22 protein-coding genes and 1 other RNA gene are annotated in these 20,028 nt (G+C 64.9%); 12 read left to right on the top strand and 11 right to left on the bottom strand.

The features are described 5' to 3' along the window. Positions 1–115 precede the first annotated feature (115 nt). Positions 116–1,996 carry a PhoX family protein gene (locus tag BMX99_RS09050; RefSeq protein ID WP_093450321.1) on the top strand — a complete coding sequence of 627 codons (1,881 nt, stop codon included), beginning with the start codon at positions 116–118 and terminating at the stop codon, positions 1,994–1,996. Positions 1,997–2,072: 76 nt separating this feature from the next. Here BMX99_RS09050 and BMX99_RS09045 read toward each other — a convergent pair whose 3' ends face one another. The 4 genes from BMX99_RS09045 to rnpB form a co-directional block, all read right to left on the bottom strand. Beyond that, positions 2,073–2,648, bottom strand: coding sequence for a GNAT family N-acetyltransferase (locus BMX99_RS09045; RefSeq protein ID WP_093450319.1), 576 nt, complete (start codon positions 2,646–2,648; stop codon positions 2,073–2,075). Between the two features lie 107 nt (positions 2,649–2,755). After that, positions 2,756–2,923, bottom strand: a complete 168-nt coding sequence (rpmG, locus tag BMX99_RS09040) for a 50S ribosomal protein L33 (RefSeq protein ID WP_007814563.1) — start codon at positions 2,921–2,923, stop codon at positions 2,756–2,758. A 229-nt stretch (positions 2,924–3,152) separates the two neighbouring features. After that, positions 3,153–4,178: an LLM class flavin-dependent oxidoreductase gene (locus BMX99_RS09035; protein WP_093450317.1), complete on the bottom strand. Its 1,026-nt coding sequence runs from the start codon at positions 4,176–4,178 to the stop codon at positions 3,153–3,155. Between the two features lie 163 nt (positions 4,179–4,341). Continuing rightward, positions 4,342–4,725, bottom strand: an RNA gene (gene rnpB / locus BMX99_RS09030) — RNase P RNA component class A. A gap of 143 nt (positions 4,726–4,868) precedes the next feature. On the opposite strand from rnpB, the gene BMX99_RS09025 reads away from it, so the two are divergent. The 11 genes from BMX99_RS09025 to BMX99_RS08975 all read left to right on the top strand — a co-directional run bounded on the left by BMX99_RS09025 (position 4,869) and on the right by BMX99_RS08975 (position 14,476). Next, the gene (locus BMX99_RS09025) at positions 4,869–5,324 is read left to right on the top strand and encodes a universal stress protein (RefSeq protein WP_093450315.1); all 456 of its coding nucleotides are present in this window, start codon (positions 4,869–4,871) and stop codon (positions 5,322–5,324) included. 126 nt (positions 5,325–5,450) lie between these two features. Continuing rightward, on the top strand, positions 5,451–6,014 hold the full coding sequence (locus tag BMX99_RS09020) for a NifU family protein (protein ID WP_093450313.1): 564 nt from the start codon (positions 5,451–5,453) through the stop codon (positions 6,012–6,014). Continuing rightward, the gene (tsaB, locus tag BMX99_RS09015; RefSeq protein ID WP_093450311.1) at positions 6,004–6,660 is read left to right on the top strand and encodes a tRNA (adenosine(37)-N6)-threonylcarbamoyltransferase complex dimerization subunit type 1 TsaB; all 657 of its coding nucleotides are present in this window, start codon (positions 6,004–6,006) and stop codon (positions 6,658–6,660) included. The genes BMX99_RS09020 and tsaB overlap by 11 nt, the downstream gene beginning before the upstream one ends. Further along, the gene (locus BMX99_RS09010; RefSeq protein WP_093450309.1) at positions 6,657–7,118 is read left to right on the top strand and encodes a GNAT family N-acetyltransferase; all 462 of its coding nucleotides are present in this window, start codon (positions 6,657–6,659) and stop codon (positions 7,116–7,118) included. Before tsaB ends, BMX99_RS09010 begins: the two co-directional genes overlap by 4 nt. A gap of 145 nt (positions 7,119–7,263) precedes the next feature. Further along, a complete protein-coding gene (locus BMX99_RS09005) occupies positions 7,264–8,268 on the top strand; it encodes a BMP family lipoprotein (protein WP_093450307.1) in 1,005 nt (334 codons plus the stop codon). A gap of 164 nt (positions 8,269–8,432) precedes the next feature. Then, positions 8,433–10,031, top strand: coding sequence for an ABC transporter ATP-binding protein (locus tag BMX99_RS09000; RefSeq protein WP_093450305.1), 1,599 nt, complete (start codon positions 8,433–8,435; stop codon positions 10,029–10,031). Next, on the top strand, positions 10,024–11,118 hold the full coding sequence (locus BMX99_RS08995; RefSeq protein ID WP_093450303.1) for an ABC transporter permease: 1,095 nt from the start codon (positions 10,024–10,026) through the stop codon (positions 11,116–11,118). The genes BMX99_RS09000 and BMX99_RS08995 overlap by 8 nt, the downstream gene beginning before the upstream one ends. Positions 11,119–11,122: 4 nt before the next feature. Further along, positions 11,123–11,749 carry a LysE family translocator gene (locus BMX99_RS08990; RefSeq protein ID WP_093450301.1) on the top strand — a complete coding sequence of 209 codons (627 nt, stop codon included), beginning with the start codon at positions 11,123–11,125 and terminating at the stop codon, positions 11,747–11,749. 3 nt (positions 11,750–11,752) lie between these two features. Further along, complete coding sequence (locus tag BMX99_RS08985; RefSeq protein WP_093450299.1) at positions 11,753–12,721, top strand: ABC transporter permease; 969 nt, start codon at positions 11,753–11,755, stop codon at positions 12,719–12,721. A gap of 55 nt (positions 12,722–12,776) precedes the next feature. Next, positions 12,777–13,703 (top strand): sulfite exporter TauE/SafE family protein, encoded by a 927-nt coding sequence (locus BMX99_RS08980; protein WP_093450297.1) that lies wholly within the window; start codon positions 12,777–12,779, stop codon positions 13,701–13,703. Then, positions 13,700–14,476, top strand: coding sequence for a TIGR02186 family protein (locus BMX99_RS08975; protein ID WP_093450295.1), 777 nt, complete (start codon positions 13,700–13,702; stop codon positions 14,474–14,476). Before BMX99_RS08980 ends, BMX99_RS08975 begins: the two co-directional genes overlap by 4 nt. Positions 14,477–14,518: 42 nt before the next feature. Here BMX99_RS08975 and BMX99_RS08970 read toward each other — a convergent pair whose 3' ends face one another. The 7 genes from BMX99_RS08970 to BMX99_RS08940 all read right to left on the bottom strand — a co-directional run bounded on the left by BMX99_RS08970 (position 14,519) and on the right by BMX99_RS08940 (position 20,001). Next, positions 14,519–15,361, bottom strand: coding sequence for a lysophospholipid acyltransferase family protein (locus BMX99_RS08970; RefSeq protein WP_170848818.1), 843 nt, complete (start codon positions 15,359–15,361; stop codon positions 14,519–14,521). Positions 15,362–15,476: 115 nt separating this feature from the next. Then, positions 15,477–15,755, bottom strand: coding sequence for an HPr family phosphocarrier protein (locus BMX99_RS08965; protein WP_093450293.1), 279 nt, complete (start codon positions 15,753–15,755; stop codon positions 15,477–15,479). Positions 15,756–15,760: 5 nt separating this feature from the next. After that, positions 15,761–16,210, bottom strand: a complete 450-nt coding sequence (locus BMX99_RS08960; protein ID WP_093450291.1) for a PTS sugar transporter subunit IIA — start codon at positions 16,208–16,210, stop codon at positions 15,761–15,763. Between the two features lie 10 nt (positions 16,211–16,220). After that, on the bottom strand, positions 16,221–17,123 hold the full coding sequence (gene rapZ / locus BMX99_RS08955; RefSeq protein WP_093450289.1) for an RNase adapter RapZ: 903 nt from the start codon (positions 17,121–17,123) through the stop codon (positions 16,221–16,223). A gap of 12 nt (positions 17,124–17,135) precedes the next feature. After that, entirely contained in the window at positions 17,136–17,567 is a 432-nt protein-coding gene (locus BMX99_RS08950; RefSeq protein ID WP_093450287.1) for an HPr kinase/phosphorylase, read from the bottom strand. A gap of 14 nt (positions 17,568–17,581) precedes the next feature. Further along, positions 17,582–19,300, bottom strand: a complete 1,719-nt coding sequence (locus tag BMX99_RS08945; RefSeq protein ID WP_093450285.1) for a sensor histidine kinase — start codon at positions 19,298–19,300, stop codon at positions 17,582–17,584. Then, a complete protein-coding gene (locus BMX99_RS08940; RefSeq protein WP_093450283.1) occupies positions 19,300–20,001 on the bottom strand; it encodes a response regulator transcription factor in 702 nt (233 codons plus the stop codon). The genes BMX99_RS08945 and BMX99_RS08940 overlap by 1 nt, the downstream gene beginning before the upstream one ends. Between the last annotated feature and the right edge of the window lie 27 nt (positions 20,002–20,028).

Below are 20,028 nucleotides of genomic sequence, written 5' to 3'. Positions count from 1 at the left end.
CCCACTTATCCCCAGCTTTCCGCGCCCTGTCGCAAAGCCGTGACCTGCCCGGGATCAAGCCGTTACAATCCGGCACTACCCGTGCACGCGACACACCAACCAAAGGGCCAGCCTGATGAGCAAGCACGACACCTCTGATCTTTCCTGGGACGACTTCGACGAGATGCGCGACCCGCGCGCCGATGCCAACGGCTTTGACGCCGTCGTCGAACGCGCCATCGGCCGCCGTGGCTTCCTGGGCGGCGTGCTGGCCTTCGGGTCCGGCGCTGCGGTCTTCGGCTCGGGCGTTCTGGGGTCCGCCACCTCGGCCCGCGCCCAGGCTGCCGCCTTCGACTTCGCCCCGATCGGCATCGCCACCGATTACGAAATCCACGTGCCCGCAGGCTACCAGTGGAAAACCCTGGTCCGCTACGGCGACCCGCTGTTTGCCGAGGCCGACGGTGCCTATAACGACGAACCCGGCCTCTCGATCGCCATGTCCGACAAGGTCTTTGGCGAAAACACCGACGGGATGGAGACGTTCGAGGTCGACGGCCGCCAGGTCATCGTCGTGAACTCGGAATACGCCAACCCCAAGATCAATCTGCCCGCCGCCTCGGCCGGCACGCCCGCCAATGCCGACGAAGTCATGATGCTGAAGAACATCCAGGGCGTCACCGTCATGGAAGTCTCGGGCACCCAGGATGGCGTTTCGGTCGTCAAGGACAGCCCGCTGAACCGCCGCATCACCCATGAAACCCAGATGACCATGGACGGCCCCGCCGCCGGGTCCGATTTGGTCAAGACCAATGCCGATGCCACCGGCATGGCCCCCAAGGGCACGATGAACAACTGCGGTTCCGGCAAGACGCTCTGGGGCACCTACCTGACCTGCGAGGAAAACTTCAACGGCTACTTCGGCACCACCGCCGAGAAGGAACCGAACGCAGGCGAGAAACGCTATGGCATCGGCGGCTCCTCCCGCTACGCCTACGAGGTCTACGACGCGCGCTTCGACATCTCGAAGGAACCGAACGAACCGCACCGCCACGGCTGGGTCACGGAAATCGACCCCGCCGACCCGACCAGCGCGCCGGTCAAACACACCGCCCTGGGCCGCTTCAAGCACGAGAACGCGGAAATGGTGCAGGCCGCCGACGGCCGCATCGTGGTCTACATGGGCGACGATGAACGCGGTGAGTTCATCTATCGCTATGTCTCCAACGGCACCTGGGCCGAGGGCCAGCCGACCGACGGGCTGTTGTCCGACGGCACGCTTTACGTCGCGCGGTTCAACGACGATCAGACCGGCGAATGGCTGCCCCTGACGCCCGAGACCACCGGCATGTCCGCGGCCGAGGTCCTCGTCTTCGCCCGAATGGCTGGATCCAAGGTCGGGGCCACCACCATGGACCGCCCGGAATGGATCGCCGCCAACCCGCTGAACGCCGAAGTCTACTGCGCGCTGACCAACAACAAGAACCGTGGCGTGAAGCCGAACGCCGGTGGCGACGACACCGCCGTCAACGGCCCCAACCCGCGCGAGACCAACAATTATGGCCAGATCGTGCGCTGGATGCCCTCGGGCGACGACCACGGGTCGGATGATTTCGCCTGGGATCTTTACGTCATGGCCGGCAACCCGACGGTCTACGACAACGCCTATGCCGGATCCTCAAATGTCACCGAGGGCAACATGTTCAACTCGCCCGATGGCATGGCCTTCGACAGCAAGGGCATGCTCTGGATCCAGACTGACGGCGACGACAGCAACGAAGGGGAATTTGCCGGTCAGGGCAACAACCAGATGCTGGTCGGCAACCCGGAAACCGGCGAAATCGCCCGCTTCCTGACCGCCCCGAACGGGGCCGAGGTGACGGGCCTGTGCTGGTCGCTGGATCGCAAGACGGCCTTTGTCGGCATCCAGCACCCCGGCGGATCCTGGCCCGACGGCGCGGGCAAGCCGCGCTCGGCGATCATCGCCGTCTGGCGCGAAGACGGAGCCACGGTCGGCTGACCCGGCAATATGACCGGACCATATCCAAGACAAACGAAGGGGGCCCGCCGGCCCCCTTCTTTGTTCACATGACCCCTTACAGGTCCTCAGGCTCCTGCGCGGGCTCGACCCGGCGCATCTGCACTGCGGGGAACAGCACGCCCGTGGGCATCCGCACCTCGATCCGGCCCAGGCTTTCAAAGCCAAGCGCGCCGTAGAAAGGCGCGCCGGTCAGCGTCGACTGACAACGCAGATCCCAGACCTGCGTCGCCCGGGCCGAGGCCAGCACCCGCTCCATCAGAAGCGCGCCATAACCCTGCCGGGCCACGCCCGGATCCACCGCCACATGGCGCACATGCCCCACGCCCAGCCGGCCGGGGGCCCCGTGGGGCGACACGTCGGTCCAGCCGCCGCAGGCCAGGATGCGGTCCTCCTCTTCGACAACGAAATAGGTGCCGCAGCTCAGCAATCTCGGATTGGCCTGGGAAATCAGCGGCAGAACCTGTCGCAACAGCTCGGGCTCATAATCCTTGGCCAGAAGCGCCCGATAGGACCGCGCCAGCACCCGCGCGACCGCATCGGTATCCGCGGGCATCGCGACGCGGACGGTGGCCTTCTTGGTCAGATCGGCCAGAAGACAGGAGTGCGGTTGGGATGTTTGAAGCGTGGTCATGGGGACCTCCTTTGGCTCGCTTCTCAGGAAAGCTTCGCGCGGGTCCCAAAATGATGAAAGCCGCGCTGGTGCGGCGCGGCTTTCATGTCTTTCAGAGGGTCTCGATCTTACTTGATCTTGCCTTCCTTGTACTCGACATGCTTCCGCACCACGGGGTCGTACTTTCGTACGACCATCTTTTCGGTCATGGTGCGCGCGTTTTTCTTGGTCACGTAGAAATGGCCCGTGCCCGCGGTCGAGTTCAGACGGATCTTGATGGTCGTCGGCTTCGCCATTTTACTTCTCCTACGGCAGATGCTTGCGCATCCGCGAAATCTCATGAAGCCCGCCTTTTACCCATGAATACCTCCGAGTCAACACCTCAGAGCAAACAAAAGACGTCTCTCTCTTTGGTTTTCGGAAATATCCCGGGGGTCAGCGGCTTTCCTTGAAAGACGCGAAGGGGGCAGCGCCCCCTTGCGCGCGCTCCGCGCGCAATTCGCATGCGCGGCACAAAGATGCGCCTCAGCCGGCCTTGCGCAGCTCCGGCGCGACCTTGGTGCCCAGAACCTCGATCGCCTTCAGCATCTCCTTGTGGTCGATCATGCCGATCGCCATCTGGATCGAGACCCGGTCAAAACCCAGATCTTCCCGCAGGCTCAGGATCTTGTCGGTGATCTGCGCCGGGCTGCCGACGAACATCGCTCCCTCGGGGGTGATGCTGGCGTCGTATTGCGCGCGGGTCTGCGGGGCCCAGCCGCGTTCGCGCCCGATCTGGTCCATGACCGCCTTCTGCGCCGGAAAGAACAGATCCGCAGCCGCCTGGCTGTCTTCGCCCACGAACCCGTGCACGTTCAGCGACACCCGCGCCTTCGCACCCTCGCCCGATTGCTCGGCGGCGCGGCGGTAAAGGTCGGTCAGCCCCTTGAACTGGCGCGGCCGTCCGCCGATCACCGCAAGGGCCAGCGGCATCCCAAGCGCCCCGGCACGAATCGCGCTGTCCGGCGTTCCGCCCACGGCGATCCAGATCGGCATGTCGCCGACGGGGCGCGGATAGACACCCAGCCCCGGCACCTGCGGCGTGTGCTGACCACCGGGCCAGCGCAGCTTCTCCTCGGCGTCGATGGCCAGCAGCATGGCCAGCTTTTCCTCGAACAGCGTGTTGTAGTCGTCCAGCTCATAACCGAACAGCGGGAAGCTCTCGATGAAGCTGCCGCGCCCGACCATCAGCTCGGCCCGGCCGTCGGTGATATTGTCCAGCGTCGCGAAGTCCTGGTAGACCCGGATCGGATCGTCTGAACTCAGCACCGTCACGGCCGAGCTGAGCTTGATCGACGACGTCGTCCGCGCCGCCCCCGCCAGCGCCACCGCCGGCGACGAGATCGCGTAATTCGGCCGGTGGTGTTCGCCCAGGCCGAAGACATCCAGCCCGACCTGATCGGCCAGCTCGATTTCCTCCATCAGGTTGCCCAGCCGTTCGTGCCAGCCGACCTGCTTGCCCGATCCCGGCAGGCGACCGACGTCGCCGAATGTGTAAAGCCCGATTTCCATGGCATATCTCCTTTGGCATGACAGCTAGGGCGCGCCGCCCCCGCGCACCAGAGAAAGCCGCGCACAGTCAGCCTTTGCTGGCGCACATGTCCCCCGATTGGGCAAACCGCCGCCGATCCCGGGCCGGTTCAACGCCCGCGCCCCGGGACGGAAGTAAGGAAATATGCACGGAAAGCCTGTAAGCCGGATTCTGTTCCCCGGCTTGCGCCGGTTCGATGACCATTCATCTGAACGCGCGGTTGCCCGCGCGCCTCTAGCTGCCAACCCGAACCTCCGGGCCAGGGCGGCCCTGCGGTTGCCCGCGCGAGGTTCCTATTCGGCATTGCTCCCAGTGGGGCTTGCCCTGCCGGTCCGGTTGCCCGTCCCGCGGTGCGCTCTTACCGCACCGTTTCACCCTGACCATGGCGGACCATGGCGGTCTGTTCTCTGTGGCGCTGTCCCTGGGGTTACCCCCGCCGGGCGTTACCCGGCACCGTTGCCCTGTGGAGTCCGGACTTTCCTCGGATCCCCGACCAGGTCGGGCACCCGCGGCCATCCGGCTTTCCGTGCAGGCGATGCGGTAAGGCCCCGGGCGCTTGCGGTCAACTGTTCTGTCGCGATGGCCGTGAATTCCCCGCCCCGCAAACGGCGATGGATACCCGATGGATTCTGCCCCCCGCTTCCGGCATAGTCCCCCCGAGGGAGAGCAACATGCGTAAATTCTTGGTCATTCTGGATGACAGCCGCGAATGTCTGAACGCGATGCGGTTCGCCGCCATGCGCGCGGCGCGCACCGGGGGCGGCGTGGCGATCCTGTCGATCATCCCGCCCGAGGAATTCCAGCACTGGATCGGCGTCGGCGACATCATGCGCGACGAGGCCCGCGAACGCATCGAGGTGCATTACGAGGTCTTCGCGAAATGGATGCGCGACCGCCAGGGCATCGACCCCGAACTGGTCATCCGCGAAGGCGAGGCCGTGGCGCAGATCCTGGCGCAGATCAAGACCGACCCGGAAATCGGTGTTCTGGTCCTGGGTGCCGGCACCGAGAAATCCGGCCCCGGCCCCCTGGTCAGCCAGCTGGCGCGCGCCTCGGGGTCGCTGCCGGTGCCGATCACCATCGTTCCCGGCGATCTGTCCAAAGAGCAGCTCGAGGCGATCACCTGAGGCGGCCCTTCCTACGGCCCGCACCCGACATAAGCCCGACCCCGGCCTAATTTAGAATCGTTCCAAATCTTGACTTCCCGCCCCCGAGGGCGCATATCGGTGCCGCAGTCATAAGAGGAACCGAAGATGTTCATTCAGACCGAATCCACGCCGAACCCGGCGACGCTGAAGTTCCTTCCCGGCCAGACCGTCCTGGAAGCAGGCACCGCCGACTTCCCCTCGTCCGAGACGGCCGGCAAATCGCCCCTCGCCTCTCGCATCTTCGCGGTGGACGGCGTCACCGGCGTCTTCTTCGGCACCGACTTTGTCACCGTGACCAAGGCCGACGCGGTCCAGTGGGACCACATCAAGCCCGCCCTGCTGGGCGCGATCATGGAACACTTCCAGTCCGGCCAGCCGGTCATGGATGCCGGCGACGCGCCCCAGTCCGGCCATGCCGAACACACCGGCGAAGACGGTGAGATCGTCGGCCAGATCAAGGAACTGCTGGACACCCGCGTGCGTCCGGCCGTGGCCCAGGACGGCGGCGACATCACCTTCCACGGCTTTGATCGCGGCGTGGTCTACCTGCACATGCAGGGGGCCTGCGCGGGCTGCCCGTCCTCGACCCTGACACTGAAGATGGGGATCGAGAACCTGCTGCGCCACTACATCCCCGAGGTAACCGAGGTCCGGCCCGTTGCGGTCTGACCCCATCATCCTTGCCTTCGACACATCGGCCGCGCATTGCGCGGCCGCTTTGCTGTCGGGCGACCGGGTGATCGCCGCCCGCGTCGAAGAGATGAAGAAGGGCCAGGCCGAACGGCTGTTCCCCCTGCTGGAAGACATCCTGGCCGAGGGTGGCACCGCCTGGTCTGACTTGACCCGCATCGGTGTCGGCATCGGGCCGGGCAATTTCACCGGCATCCGCATCGCTGTCTCGGCTGCGCGTGGGCTGGCGCTATCGCTGAATGTGCCTGCGATCGGTGTGTCGACCTTCCAGGCGCTGACCTGGGACCTGCCCGGTGACAGCGTCGCGCTGGTCCCCGCGCCGCAGAACCGCGCCTATGTTCAACACATGACCGCGCAGGGCAGCGAAGACCCGCAGCTGATCCAGCTGGAGGACATCGCCGATCTGTCCCTGCCCGCCGGGCTGACCTGGGTCGGCGCGGGGGCCGAGGACATCGCGCCGCGCATGACCGGCACCGCCACCGCGCCCCGCGCCCCCCTGGCCGAGGCCATCGCCCGAATCGCCGCCCGCACCGACGCGTCCACGGCCCCGTCGCCCGCGCCGCTTTATCTGCGGCCCGCCGATGCCGCCCCGCCCCGCGACGCCCCGCCCCAGATCGTCGCATGACGGATCCCGATCAGCAGGCACCAGATCCCCAGGCGCCAGATCCGCAGAAACTCGCCGCCCTGCACACCCGCTGTTTCACCATGCCCCGCCCCTGGAGCGCGGATGAATTCAACGCCCTCCTGCTGTCGCCGCATGTCTTCCTGGTCAGCGACGGTCCCGACAGCCCCGCCTTTGCCCTGGGCCGCGTCGTCGCCGGAGAGGCCGAGCTGCTGACCATCGCCACCGACCCCGACCAGCGTCGCAGGGGCCTGGCCCGCCGCTGCCTGGCGGGTTTCGACCTGCAGGCCAAGGCCATGGGGGCCGACACCGCCTTTCTCGAGGTAGCCGCCGGGAACGCCGCGGCGATCGCGCTTTACACCGCCTGCGGCTGGCAGGGGACGGGGCTGCGGCGCGGCTACTACCGTGCTCCGGATGGCAGCCGGGAAGACGCTCAAATCATGGGCAAATCCCTGCCCTGACGTGGCGCAATATTCAGCGTTTGCCCTGCGTTAAGGCAGGATTCACCCTTGACCGCCGGCGGGGCCACGGCCTTAATCCCACATGATCAACGACGATCTGTCTGCGGGGCGGACATAACCGCCCTCTGCCAACCGGGAGAAGACAATGACCCTTATGACCAAATTCCTTGGTGCTGCCGCGACGCTCGCTCTGAGCGCAGGCGCAGCCCTGGCCGATCCGGCCCTGATCTACGATCTGGGCGGCAAGTTCGACAAATCCTTCAACGAAGCTGCCTTTGGCGGTGCAGAGCGCTGGAAAGAAGAAACCGGCGGCACCTACAAGGACATCGAAATGCAGTCCGAAGCGCAGCGTGAACAGGCCCTGCGCCGTTTCGCCGAAGCGGGCTTCAACCCCGTCGTGACCACCGGCTTCTCGTTCTCGACCCCGATCGCGGCCGTCGCTGCCGACTATCCGGACACCAAGTTCGTGACCATCGACGGGTTCGTCGACCCGGCGGAACATCCCAACGTGAAATCCATCCTGTTCTCGGAACATGAAGGGTCGTACCTGGTCGGCATGATGGCCGCGATGGCGTCCAAATCCGGCACCGTCGGCTTTGTCGGCGGCATGGACATCCCGCTGATCCGCAAGTTCGCCTGCGGCTATGCCCAGGGCGTGAAGGCCGTGAACGCCGACGCCACCGTCATCTCGAACATGACCGGCACCACCCCCGCCGCCTGGAACGACCCGGTGAAGGGCTCTGAACTGGCCAAGGCACAGATCGGCCAGGGCGCCGACGTGATCTATGCTGCCGCTGGCGGCACCGGCCTGGGTGTTCTGCAGACCGCAGCCGATGAAGACATCCTGTCGATCGGCGTGGACAGCAACCAGAACCACCTGCACCCGGGCAAGGTTCTGACCTCCATGCTCAAGCGCGTCGACAACGCGGTCTACGAATCCATGAAAACCGGTGCCGACCTTGAAGGCGGCGTCGAGGTTCTGGGCCTGGCCGAAGACGGCGTCGGCTTTGCGCTGGACGAAAACAACGCCTCGCTCGTCTCGGACGAGATGAAGGCGGCCGTGGAAGACGCCAAGATGAAGATCGCCTCGGGCGAGCTGGCCGTGCACGACTATTCGTCGGACGACACCTGCCCCGCGCTGGACTTCTGATCCGCAAAACCACTTCGGGGCCGCGCATCCGTGCGGCCCCCTTTCCGTTCCGGCCGGGTTGACGGCTGAAACGACCTCATGAAAAGACAGGTCCCGGAGCGACCCCTCGCTCCCCGGCGGCACCCCTGGCCGCGCTCCTGCCGTCAGCGAATAGGCCCAAGTGAATGACCGCCCCTGCGATCGAACTCAAAGGCATCTCCAAGGCCTTCGGCCCCGTTCAGGCCAACAAGGACATCTCCATCCGCGTCATGCCGGGCACGATCCACGGCATCATCGGCGAAAACGGCGCGGGCAAGTCGACGCTGATGTCGATCCTCTACGGCTTCTACAAGGCCGACCGGGGAGAGATCTTCATCAACGGCACCAAGACCGAGATCCCCGACAGCCAGGCCGCCATCGCGGCGGGCATCGGCATGGTCTTCCAGCACTTCAAGCTGGTAGAGAATTTCACCGTGGTCGAGAACGTGATCCTGGGGGCCGAAGACGGCGCCCTGCTGACGCCCTCGATCTCGAAGGCGCGCAAGTCGCTGAAACAGCTTGCAGACGAATATGAACTGTCGGTCGATCCCGATGCGCTGATCGAAAACCTCAGCGTCGGGCACCAGCAGCGGGTCGAGATCCTCAAGGCGCTGTACCGCCAGGCCGACATCCTGATCCTGGACGAGCCCACGGGCGTTCTGACCCCGGCCGAGGCCGACCATCTGTTCCGCATCCTCGACAACCTGAGGAAAGAGGGCAAGACGATCATCCTGATCACCCACAAGCTGCGGGAAATCATGGAATATACCGACACCGTGTCGGTCATGCGCCGCGGTGAGATGACCGCGACCGTCAAGACAAGCGAGACCAGCACGGAAGAGCTGGCCGAGCTGATGGTGGGCCGCAAGGTCCTGCTGCGCGTCGACAAGCAGCCGGCCGAACCAAAACAGGTCGTCCTGTCGGTCAAGGACCTGCGCGTCACCGACAGCGCCGGGGTCGAACGGGTCAAGGGCGTCAGCTTCGACATCCGCGCAGGCGAGATCTATGGCATCGCGGGCGTGGCCGGCAACGGCCAGTCCGAGCTGATGGAGGTGCTGGGCGGCATGCAGTCCGGGACCGGCACCATCACCATGAACGGCGAAGAGATCGACCTGACCGGCAAGTTCTCTGACGGTCAGTCGCGCCGCGCGCGCGGCATTGGCCACGTGCCCGAAGACCGCCACGACGAAGGGCTGATCCTGGATTACACCGCCTGGGAAAACACGATCTTCGGCTATCACCGCGATGCCGAATGGTCCGCCGGGCCGCTGCTGAAGAACGCCGCCATCATCGAAGAGGCCGGTGCCAAGATGGAGCGCTTCGACGTCCGCCCGCCGATCCCCAGCCTCAAGGCCAAGAACTTCTCGGGCGGGAACCAGCAGAAGATCGTCCTCGCGCGCGAGATCGAAAAGAACCCCGACCTGCTTCTGGTCGGCCAGCCGACCCGCGGCGTCGACATCGGCGCGATCGAATTCATCCACCAGGAAATCATCCGCCTGCGCGACGAGGGCAAGGCGATCCTGCTGGTCTCGGTCGAGCTGGATGAAATCATGTCGCTCTCGGATCGGATCGCGGTGATGTTCGACGGCCAGATCATGGGCGAACGCGACCCCGCCCAGACCGACGAACGCGAACTGGGCCTGCTGATGGCCGGGATCGCCGGCGAACCGGACAAGCCCGACTGGAAAGCGGTCGAAGAAAACCTCGAGGCAGTGGAACACGGAGAGGCCCCCAAGCATGGATAAGATGCCCGCCTGGGCCGATGTGGTCCTGATCCCCCTGATTTCCCTTCTGCTGGCCGCGATCCTGTCGGCGCTGGTGATCCTTGCCATCGGCGAAAGCCCGGTCGAGGCTTTCAACCTGATGGTCGACGGCGCGCTGATGCGGTCCTCGGGCTGGGGCTACACGCTGTATTACGCGACCAACTTCATCTTCACCGGCCTTGCCGTGGCGGTCGCCTTCCATGCGCGCATGTTCAACATCGGCGGCGAAGGCCAGGCGATGCTGGGCGGGCTTGGCGTTGCCCTGATGTGCCTTTACGTGCCCTGGCCGCACTGGTCGCTGGCCATGCTCGGCTCGACCCTGGGGGCTGCGGCCTTCGGTGCGCTCTGGGCGCTGATCCCGGCCTATCTGCAGGCGAAACGCGGCAGCCACATCGTGATCACCACGATCATGTTCAACTTCATCGCCGCCGCCCTGCTGAACTACCTGCTGATCGGCGTGCTCAAGCCCAAGGGCTCGATGGAGCCCGCCTCGGCCAAGTTCGACCCGGCCTTCGCCCTGCCCACCTTCCAGGACATGTTCGCCAGCGAAGGCAACCCGCTGTTCCGCGGTGCGCCTGCGAACGTCAGCTTCTTCCTGGCGCTTCTGGCCTGTCTTTTCGTCTGGCTGCTGATCTGGCGGTCGCGCCTGGGCTACGAGATCCGCGCCTACGGCTGGTCCCAGACCGGCGCGAAATACGCCGGGATCAGCGGCACCAAGATCATCATCGTCTCGATGCTGATCTCGGGCGGCCTTGCGGGGCTGATGGCCGTCAACACCACGCAGGGCGAGGCCGAGCGCCTGATCCTGAACATGACCGAAGGCGCGGGCTTTATCGGCATCGCGGTGGCCCTGATGGGCCGCAATCACCCCTTCGGCGTGCTGCTGGCCGCGATCCTCTTTGGGTTTCTCTACCAGGGCGGGGCGGAGCTGGCGCTTTGGACGAATATCCCGCGCGAATTGATCGTGGTGATCCAGGCGCTGGTGATCCTGTTCACGGGCGCGCTGGACAACATGGTGCGCATGCCGCTGGAACGCCTGTTCCTGGCCCTGCGCCGGAAGGAGGGCTGATCCCATGGCCGACTACCTTCCGGGCTTCATCGCCTCCTACTCTATCCTGCTGGTCGCAGTGATGTCGCCCGGCCCCGCCGTAGCGATGCTGCTGGGCCTGGGTCTGTCGCGCGGACGCGGCGCGGCGCTGATCGCGTCGCTTGGCATTGCAGCCGGGTCGTCGACCATCGCGCTGATCACCCTGATGGGCATGGGCCTTCTGCTGCAACAGGCGGCCTGGGCGATCACCCTGCTGCGGCTGATCGGGTCGGCCTATCTGCTCTGGCTGGCCTATGGGGCCTTCCGCAAGGCGCTGAACCCGCCCCGCGTCGAACCCGCCCAGATGCCGCCCCTGTCCTTTGGCCGCGCCTTCCTGACCGGTTACCTGCTGCAGGTCACCAACCCCAAGGCGATCGTCTTCTGGCTGGCCATCGGCGCCGTGGGCGCCACCACCGGGGCCCCCGCGCAGATCACCGCGCTGTTCCTGGCCGGAGCCTTTGCCATTTCGCTGACCGGGCACGGGTTCTATGCCATCGCCCTGTCCTCGGGGCCGGTGCGCCGCGCCTATCAGAAGGCCCGCCGCGGCGTCGAGGCGACGCTTGGCCTGCTGTTCACCTTCTTCGCCTTCAAACTCGCCACGAGCCGGAGCTGACCCATGGATTTCATGACCATCCTTCAGGTTCTCGATTCGACCGTCCGGCTGGCGATCCCGCTGCTGCTGGCCTGTCTTGCCGGCCTGTTTTCCGAACGTGCCGGGATCTTCGACATCGGGCTTGAGGGCAAGATGCTGATTGCTGCCTTCTTTTCGGCCGCGATTGCCTATACCACCGGGTCCGTCTGGCTGGGCCTTCTGGCGGGCATTGCCGCGTCGCTGGTGCTGTCGGTGCTGCATGGCGTGGCCTCGATCACCTTTCGGGGCAACCAGCTGATTTCCGGGGTGGCGATCAACTTTCTCGCTGCGGGCATGACCGTCCTGATCGCTCAGGACTGGTTCGCCCAGGGCGGACGCACGCCGTCCCTGTCCGGCGCCGCACGGTTCAATCCGGTCACCCTTCCCTTTGCCGAAAGTCTTCAGGGCGTGCCGGTGCTGGGCCCGATCTATTACGAACTGATCTCGGGTCACACGATCCTGGTCTACCTGGGCTTCCTGACCGTGCCGCTGACCTGGTGGATCCTCTATCGCACCCGCTTTGGCCTGCGCCTGCGGGCCGTGGGCGAAAACCCCGCCGCCGTCGACACCGCCGGTGTCTCGGTCGTGGGGCTGCGCTATGCGGCGGTGCTGATCTGCGGCGTTCTGTGTGGCATCGCCGGGGCCTATCTGGCCACCGCGCTGCAGGCGGGCTTCGTCAAGGACATGTCCGCAGGCCGGGGGTATATCGCCCTTGCCGCACTGATCTTTGCCAAGTGGCGGCCCTGGTACGCGCTGATGTCCACGCTTCTGTTCGGCTTCCTTCAGGCCGTGGCCCTGCGGCCCGACCTGATCCAGGCGACCATCGGCATCAAGGTGCAGGTGCAGCTGCTGGACGCGCTGCCCTATATCCTGACGGTGATCATCCTGGCTGGTTTCGTCGGCAAGGCGATCCCGCCGCGGGCCGGTGGCGAACCCTACGTCAAGGAACGCTGAGAGAAGGCCCGCAAACACCCTTGCGGCACTGCAGCGCGGCGGTTTAGGTAGGATCATGCAAGTCTACCTGCCGATAGCCGAAGTCTCGGTGAACATGTTCCTGCTTTTCGGGCTGGGCGGGCTTGTCGGCGTCCTGTCCGGCATGTTCGGCGTGGGCGGAGGCTTCCTGATCACGCCGCTGCTGTTCTTCGTGGGCATTCCCCCGGCTGTCGCCGTGGCCACCTCGGCCAACCAGATCGTCGCCTCGTCGGTCTCGGCCGTGCTGGCGCATCTGAAACGAAAGACAGTCGATCTGCGGATGGGATCCGTGCTGCTTGTGGGCGGGTTGATCGGATCGGCCATCGGCATCGTGATCTTCAACTATCTCCGCAGCCTCGGTCAGGTCGATCTGCTGGTGAACCTGTGCTACGTCGTCTTCCTGGGCACGGTCGGCGCGCTGATGCTGGTGGAAAGCCTGCGCGCCCTGCGCCGCGCCCGCAAGCTGGGCGGTGCCCTGCCCCCCCGCAAGGCGCGCCGCCAGCGCACCTGGATCTACACCCTGCCCTTCAAGATGCGCTTCCGGACCTCGGGGCTCTATATCTCGGTCATTCCGCCGATCCTGGTCGGTATGTCCGTGGGCATCCTTGCCGCGATCATGGGCGTCGGCGGCGGATTCATCATGGTGCCGGCGATGATCTATCTGCTGAACATGCCCACCAAGGTCGTGATCGGCACCTCGCTGTTCCAGATCATCTTTGTCACCGCCTTCACCACGATGCTGCATGCCGTCACCAACCAGACCGTCGACCTGCTGCTGGCGCTGACACTGCTGCTGGGCGGCGTGGTCGGCGCGCAGTTCGGCACCAGCCTGGGCGCGCGACTGAAGGCGGAACAGCTGCGCATCCTGCTGGCCCTTCTGGTGCTGGCCGTCTGCGGGAAACTGGCGCTGGACCTGTTCCTGACACCGTCCGAGCTGTACGAACTGGCGGAGGGCAGACCATGATCCGCGCCTTCCTGGCCATTGTCATGTTGATCACCACCGCCCTGCCCGGCACCAAGGCCCGCGCGCAGGAAGAGGTCGTGCTGGGCCTCAGCCAGAACCGGGTGCGCATCACCGCCAATTTCGACGGATCGGAAATCCTGATCTTCGGCGCGATCAAGCGTGAAAGCCCGATCACCGACACGCCGCTGGACGTCATCGTGACCCTGGCCGGCCCCTCGACCCCGGTGACCGTTCACAAGAAGGACCGCCGCCTGGGCGTCTGGGTGAACACCGACAGCGTCGAGGTCCAGACCGCCCCCAGTTTCTACACCGTCGCCTCGACCGCGCCGCTGACCGACATCCTGCGCCAGACCGAGGATCTGCGGCACTCGATCTCGGTCCCGCGCGCGATCCGATCGGTCGGCTCGGCCTCGGATACGGCGGATCCGGCGGATTACACCCGCGCGCTGATCCGGATCCGGGAAAACCAGGGCGTCTATCAAAGCCTCGAAGGCGGCGTGACGCTGGACCAGCAGACCCTGTTCCGCACCTCGATCTCGATGCCGTCGAACCTGACCGAGGGCAGCTATGACACCCGCGTCTTCCTGCTGCGCGAAGGCCACGTGGTGTCGCGCTTTGACACGGTGATCGACGTGACCAAGGTGGGGTTGGAACGTTGGCTTTACATGATGTCGCGCCAGCAGCCGTTCATCTATGGCCTGCTGTCGCTGACGATTGCCATACTTGCGGGCTGGCTGGCCTCGGCCCTGTTCCGGGCGATCCGGTCCAGCTGATCCTTAGCGGCTGCGGCTAGTCCCGAGGCGACCGCCAATAGGTCAGCCCTGCGCGGTCTGCCCAAGCGACAGCGTGTGGTCGCGCAGCCAGGCCATGAAGCCGCGCGGATCCGTCTTCAACCGCTCCATCTGCTGATCGGTCAGCGGTTCGCCCACGACAGGGGCCTGCGGCTTGTTGCAGCTGTGCACGATCTCGTGCAGCAGCAGCGCCTGGCGCAGGATCGGGCTGATCCGGTTGGCCATCTGGTACCAGCGGCTGTTCGATCCAGGGAAGAACATCGGCACCACGCGCGCGCCAGACCGGCGGATCATCTGCGCAGTAAAGACGTTCCACTCGGCCTCGACCGCGGGGCCGAACATCGTCTTGGATGCCGCCACCACGCCCGAGGGGAACAGGGCGATCAGCCCGTCCTCTTTCAGGTGTGCCATGGCCTTCGCCCGCATCTCGACCGACTTGCGCTGCGCGTCCTCGTCATGCGGGAAGGGCACCGGGATCATGTAGCTTGAAGCGACCTCGTCGATGCCGGTCAGCAGCTGGCGGGTCAGGATCTTGTAGTCGTTGCGCACCCGACCGATCAGATCGGCAAAGATCATGCCGTCGACCATGCCGTGCGGATGGTTCGCCACCACCACCACGGGGCCGTCCTTGGGGATGCGCGCCAGCTGTTCGGCGGGGGTCAGAAGGTCGATCCCCATGACATCCAGCGTCGCCCGCCAAAAGGCCTGGCCCTGCGGTGCGCCGCGTTTTTCGAACTTGCGGATCATCCGGATGATCGAGACCTTGCCCGTCATCCATTCGATCGCGCGGATGATGTTGCGCCGATAGGGATCGTCGAAGGACGTCGAATAGGTCAGCGACCGGCGATCGTATTTGGTAAAGGTCAGGTCCTGCGCGGCCTGGGCTTCGCCCGGGCGCGACGTGTCATCCGGCCGATTTTGCGAACTGTCCACCAAGGGTTGGTCCCCTGCCTTTTGTCAGGTCGGATCTATGCCCGACGCCTCACATGTCCTCGCCGAACCTGTTCGCCACCAGTGCCTGCAGTGCATCCGCAAGCGCCACGGCCTCGGGGCCCGAGGTTTGGACCTCAATAGTGGTTCCCTTCGACGCTGCCAACATCAAAAGCCCCATGATGCTGTCGCCGCTGGCGCTCATCCCGTCGCGGGCGACTTCGGCCCGGGCGTCGAAATCCTCGACCACTTCGACCAGCTTGGCCGAGGCACGGGCGTGCAGGCCCTTTTCGTTCACGATTTCAAACGTGCGGGTCACTGTCTGGGTCATGGGGATCAATGCGTGCTGAGATTCTGGCTGTCGATATACTTGCGTCCCGCTTCCGTAGCGGCATCTACAGCATCCGACAACGGTTTGTGCCGGCATTTCGCCAGTTTGATCAGAAGAGGCAGGTTGGCACCGTACAGAATCCGCCGGTCATGCGGACGACAGGCCATCATCGACAGGTTCGAGGGCGAGCCACCGAACATGTCCACGACCACCACGACACCATTGCCGCTGTCGACCGAATCCGCCGCATCGCAAATTTCGGCCTGTTTCGCACCACGGTCACAATTGGCGTCTATGGCAATGGTACGGATACCGGCCTGTTGCCCGACGACATGTTCGACCGCGGCCAGGTATTCGTGCGCAAGTCCACCATGGGCAACGATCACGATGCCGATCCGGGGCTGGTGCCCCTCATCCTGGTGCAGATCCGCGCGAATTGCGCCCGTCTTGTTCATTCCCACCCTTTCAGGCCTGCGCCGCACTGCGGCGTTCAAGCTCCCGATGCCTAATTGACACCTGCCAGCCATCTTCTGCAAGGGCTTTGGCCAAAAGCTCTGTCATGGTCACGGACCGGTGCTGCCCGCCCGTACAGCCAAAGGCGATTGCAAAATATGATTTTCCTTCATCCACATACGCGGGAAGAAGCGTGCGCGTCAGATCCAGAACCCGGTCGAAGAAGCCGGTAAACTTTTCGTCTGACGCGACGTAATTCTGCACCGCAGCAGAGGTGCCGTCCAGCCCCCTCAGGCTTTCCTCCCAATAGGGGTTGGAAAGGAATCGGGTGTCCAGCACCATGTCTATGCCCCGTGGCAGCCCGCGCTTGTAGCTGAAGGAGTGGATCGAGACGGCGAGAGACCGGGTTTCCGACACCGCGAACCACTGCGCGATCTGGGCGCGCAGGTCATGCGGCGACATTTCGGTCGTGTCGATCAGCATGTCGGCCCGCGCCCGGATCGGGGCCAGCAGGTCCATTTCCTTGTCGATCCCGTCGCGCGGCGTCTCCGCCGGGGCCATGGGATGGCGGCGGCGGGTTTCGGAAAAGCGGTTCACCAGCGTCTCGACCGCGCAATCGATATACAGCACCTCAAGAGGCTGGGTCCGGTCCGCGCCCCAGGTGTCGATCGTCTCGATCAGCGCATTGGTGGAAAAATCGCGGTTCCGCACGTCGATGCCAAGCGCCATGGGCCGGGGGCTTGCGCCGCCTTCCATCAGGCGCGGCACCAGCGACAGCGGCAGGTTGTCGATCGCCTCATAGCCCAGGTCTTCCAGCGCACGGATGGCCGTGGTGCGCCCGGCCCCGGAAGGGCCGGTGACCAGCACCCGGCGCACGGCCGGGGCGGCTTCCAATGTTGTGCTCTGAACGCCCATCAACAGGCCTCCCTAGGCATCACGACCCCCCTTCATATATTGCAAGAGGGACGCGGCGAAATACGGGCTCTCCACATAGTGAAGCAAGGGGAGCGGAATCCCCAGCAAATTCCTGCTGCGTCGCGGCGGAAGACGATCTGTTTCCACATCCGACATGGTGACGATGGCCGCCACCGGGGTCGGCCCGGCGGGATCGGCCTTCAGGATGCCCATTCCGCGCGCCTCGATCCGGCCGCGGATCGTGTCGGGGGCCTGCGCGATCAGCGCGTCGCCATCACGGGTCAGAATCGTGCGGTCATCGGCCACCAGCTGCGCCCCATGGGCCATCAGCGCCAGCGCCAGCCCGGACTTCCCCGCGCCCGAAGGCCCTTCGATCAGAAGCGCACGCCCATCCCAGGCGATCGTGCTGGCATGTAGGGTCAGGGTCGCGGGGGCGTCTGTCATGCTGCCCCCGCCCCTCAGATCGGAAGACCGACGACGAACCGCGCGCCAAGCGGATCCGAGGTGATGTCGGCATCGGTCGGGCGGATGTTCTCGGCCCAGATGACGCCGCCATGCGCCTCGACGATCTGTTTCGAGATCGCCAGCCCAAGGCCAGAGTTGTTTCCGAAGTCATTCGCCGGACGGTGCGAATAGAACCGCTTGAAGATCTTGGTCAGCGCGTTGTCGGGGATGCCCGGCCCGGTATCCTCTACAACCACGAGCACGCGGTTTTCCCGCCGCCGCACCCAGACGCGGATCGCATCGCCGTCTTCGCAGAAACTGATCGCATTGGTGATCAGGTTGACGAAAACCTGCGCCAGCCGTGCTTCCAGCCCGGCCAGGACGATGGAATTGTCAGGCAGGTCCGAGATGAAGTCGATGCCCTTGTCCGACGCCTGTTCGCCCAGGTATTCGCTGAGGTTGCGCAGCATCTTCACCAGATCGAAGGCTTCCTGTTCTTCCTTCACCAGCTCGCTGTCCAGGCGCGAGGCATTGGAGATGTCGCTGACCAGACGGTCCAGGCGGCGCACGTCGTGGTCGATCACGTCCAGAAGCTGGGTGCGCTGATCTTCGCGCTTGGCCAGCCGCAGCGTCACCACGGCCGAGCGGAGCGATGCCAGCGGGTTCTTGATCTCATGCGCGACGTCGGCGGCGAATTGTTCGTTCGCGTCGATCCGTTCGTATAGCGCGGAAACCATGCCCCGCAGCGCGCCCGACAGGCGACCGATCTCATCCGGGCGGGCGGTCAGATCGGGGATTCGCACCCGCGCCGGCGCAACGTTGTTGCCCTTCTTGTCGCGCCCGACCTCGGCCGCGGCGGCCAGGTCGGCCAGCGGATTGGCGATGGTCGAGGCAAGAACCAGGCTGAGACCCACGGACACCAGCGTGGCGATGACGAACATCTGCAGCACGCGTTCCCGTTCGGCCCGGACGATCGCGTCGATCTGCCCTGCGGACGACGCCAGCGCCACGGTGCCCACGGCCAGGCCGTCGACCATCACGGGCGAGGCCACGGCGATGAAACTGCCCGCGTCGCCGCGCCCGATGCTGACCTGGGTGTCCCCGCTCAGCGAGGCATCAACCAGCGACCGCGCCTGATCCTCGACCGGAAGCTCGACCACCTCGCGCTTGCCCGAGGAAAAGACCGAAGCCATGCCATCCCAGAGGAAGGTCAGGAAATTGATGATGATCGTATTGTCCTGCGCGGCCTCGCCGGACGAACCAAGCGCCTGGATGCCGGCCCCGGTCATCTGGCCAACCAGCCGTCCATCGGTGTCGAAAACGTAAAGTTCGATCCCGCGCCGCAGATCCAGCCCGCCAAGTGTCGCGTCGATCACGCGGTCGTCGAGGACCCCGGCGGGGGCCTCGGCCACGTTCAGCCCGACCTCGAAGACATCGGCGATCAGCTCGGCCTCGCTCACCAGGCTGCCGGCGCGCTGCGTGACAAGGCTGTCGCGCGACGCCGAGAGATAGAGGATCCCGGCGACCAGCACGTTCAGCGCGATCAGGTTGAAGATGATGATCTTGCGCGTCAGCGGCGAGGCTTTGAGCGAAAACAATCCGCGCCGCTCACGGCGGGCCCGCAGTTCTTCGTCAACGGTCGCGTTCGGGGCGACAAAATCGTCACCCAGGACGACATCGCCGCCGCTATCGTGCGAACCGTCGCGCAAGCTGATCCTTTCGGCGAGAGCCATTACTCTTCGTTATATCTGTATCCGATACCATAGAGCGTCTCAATCGCCGAGAACTCGGGATCCACGCTCCGCATCTTCTTGCGCAGGCGCTTGATGTGGCTGTCGATCGTGCGGTCGTCCACATAGACCTGATCGTCATAGGCGACGTCCATCAGCTGATCGCGCGACTTCACGAAGCCGGGACGCTGTGCAAGGGCCTGGAGCAGCAGGAATTCGGTCACGGTCAGCGACACGTCCAGCCCTTTCCAGGCCACCGCGTGACGCAGCGGATCCATGCGCAGGTTTCCGCGTTCCATCACCTTGGTTTCTTCGGTTTCGGGAACGACTTCGCCACCGATCGCATCCTGGCGGCGCAGCAGCGCGCGGATACGTTCGACCAGCAGGCGCTGGCTGAAGGGCTTTTTCACATAGTCATCCGCACCCATCCGCAGGCCGAGAACCTCGTCGATCTCGTCATCCTTGGAGGTCAGGAAGATCACCGGCATCGAGGTCTTCTGCCGCAGGCGTTGCAGCAGATCCATCCCGTCCATGCGGGGCATCTTGATGTCCAGCACGGCCATGTCCGGCAGTTTCTTGTTGAATGCATCCAACGCGGCCTGGCCGTCGTTGTAGGTCTCTACCTCAAAACCCTCTGCCTCGAGAGTGATGGCCACAGACGTCAGGATATTCCTGTCGTCGTCGACCAGAGCGATCTTCGACATCGCGATATTCCTTATACTGCTCAGCGT

This window comes from Pseudooceanicola nitratireducens (assembly GCF_900109195.1).
In the GTDB taxonomy this organism is placed as follows: Bacteria; Pseudomonadota; Alphaproteobacteria; order Rhodobacterales; family Rhodobacteraceae; genus Pseudooceanicola; species Pseudooceanicola nitratireducens.
This window is presented reverse-complemented; position numbering and strand designations above follow the sequence as displayed.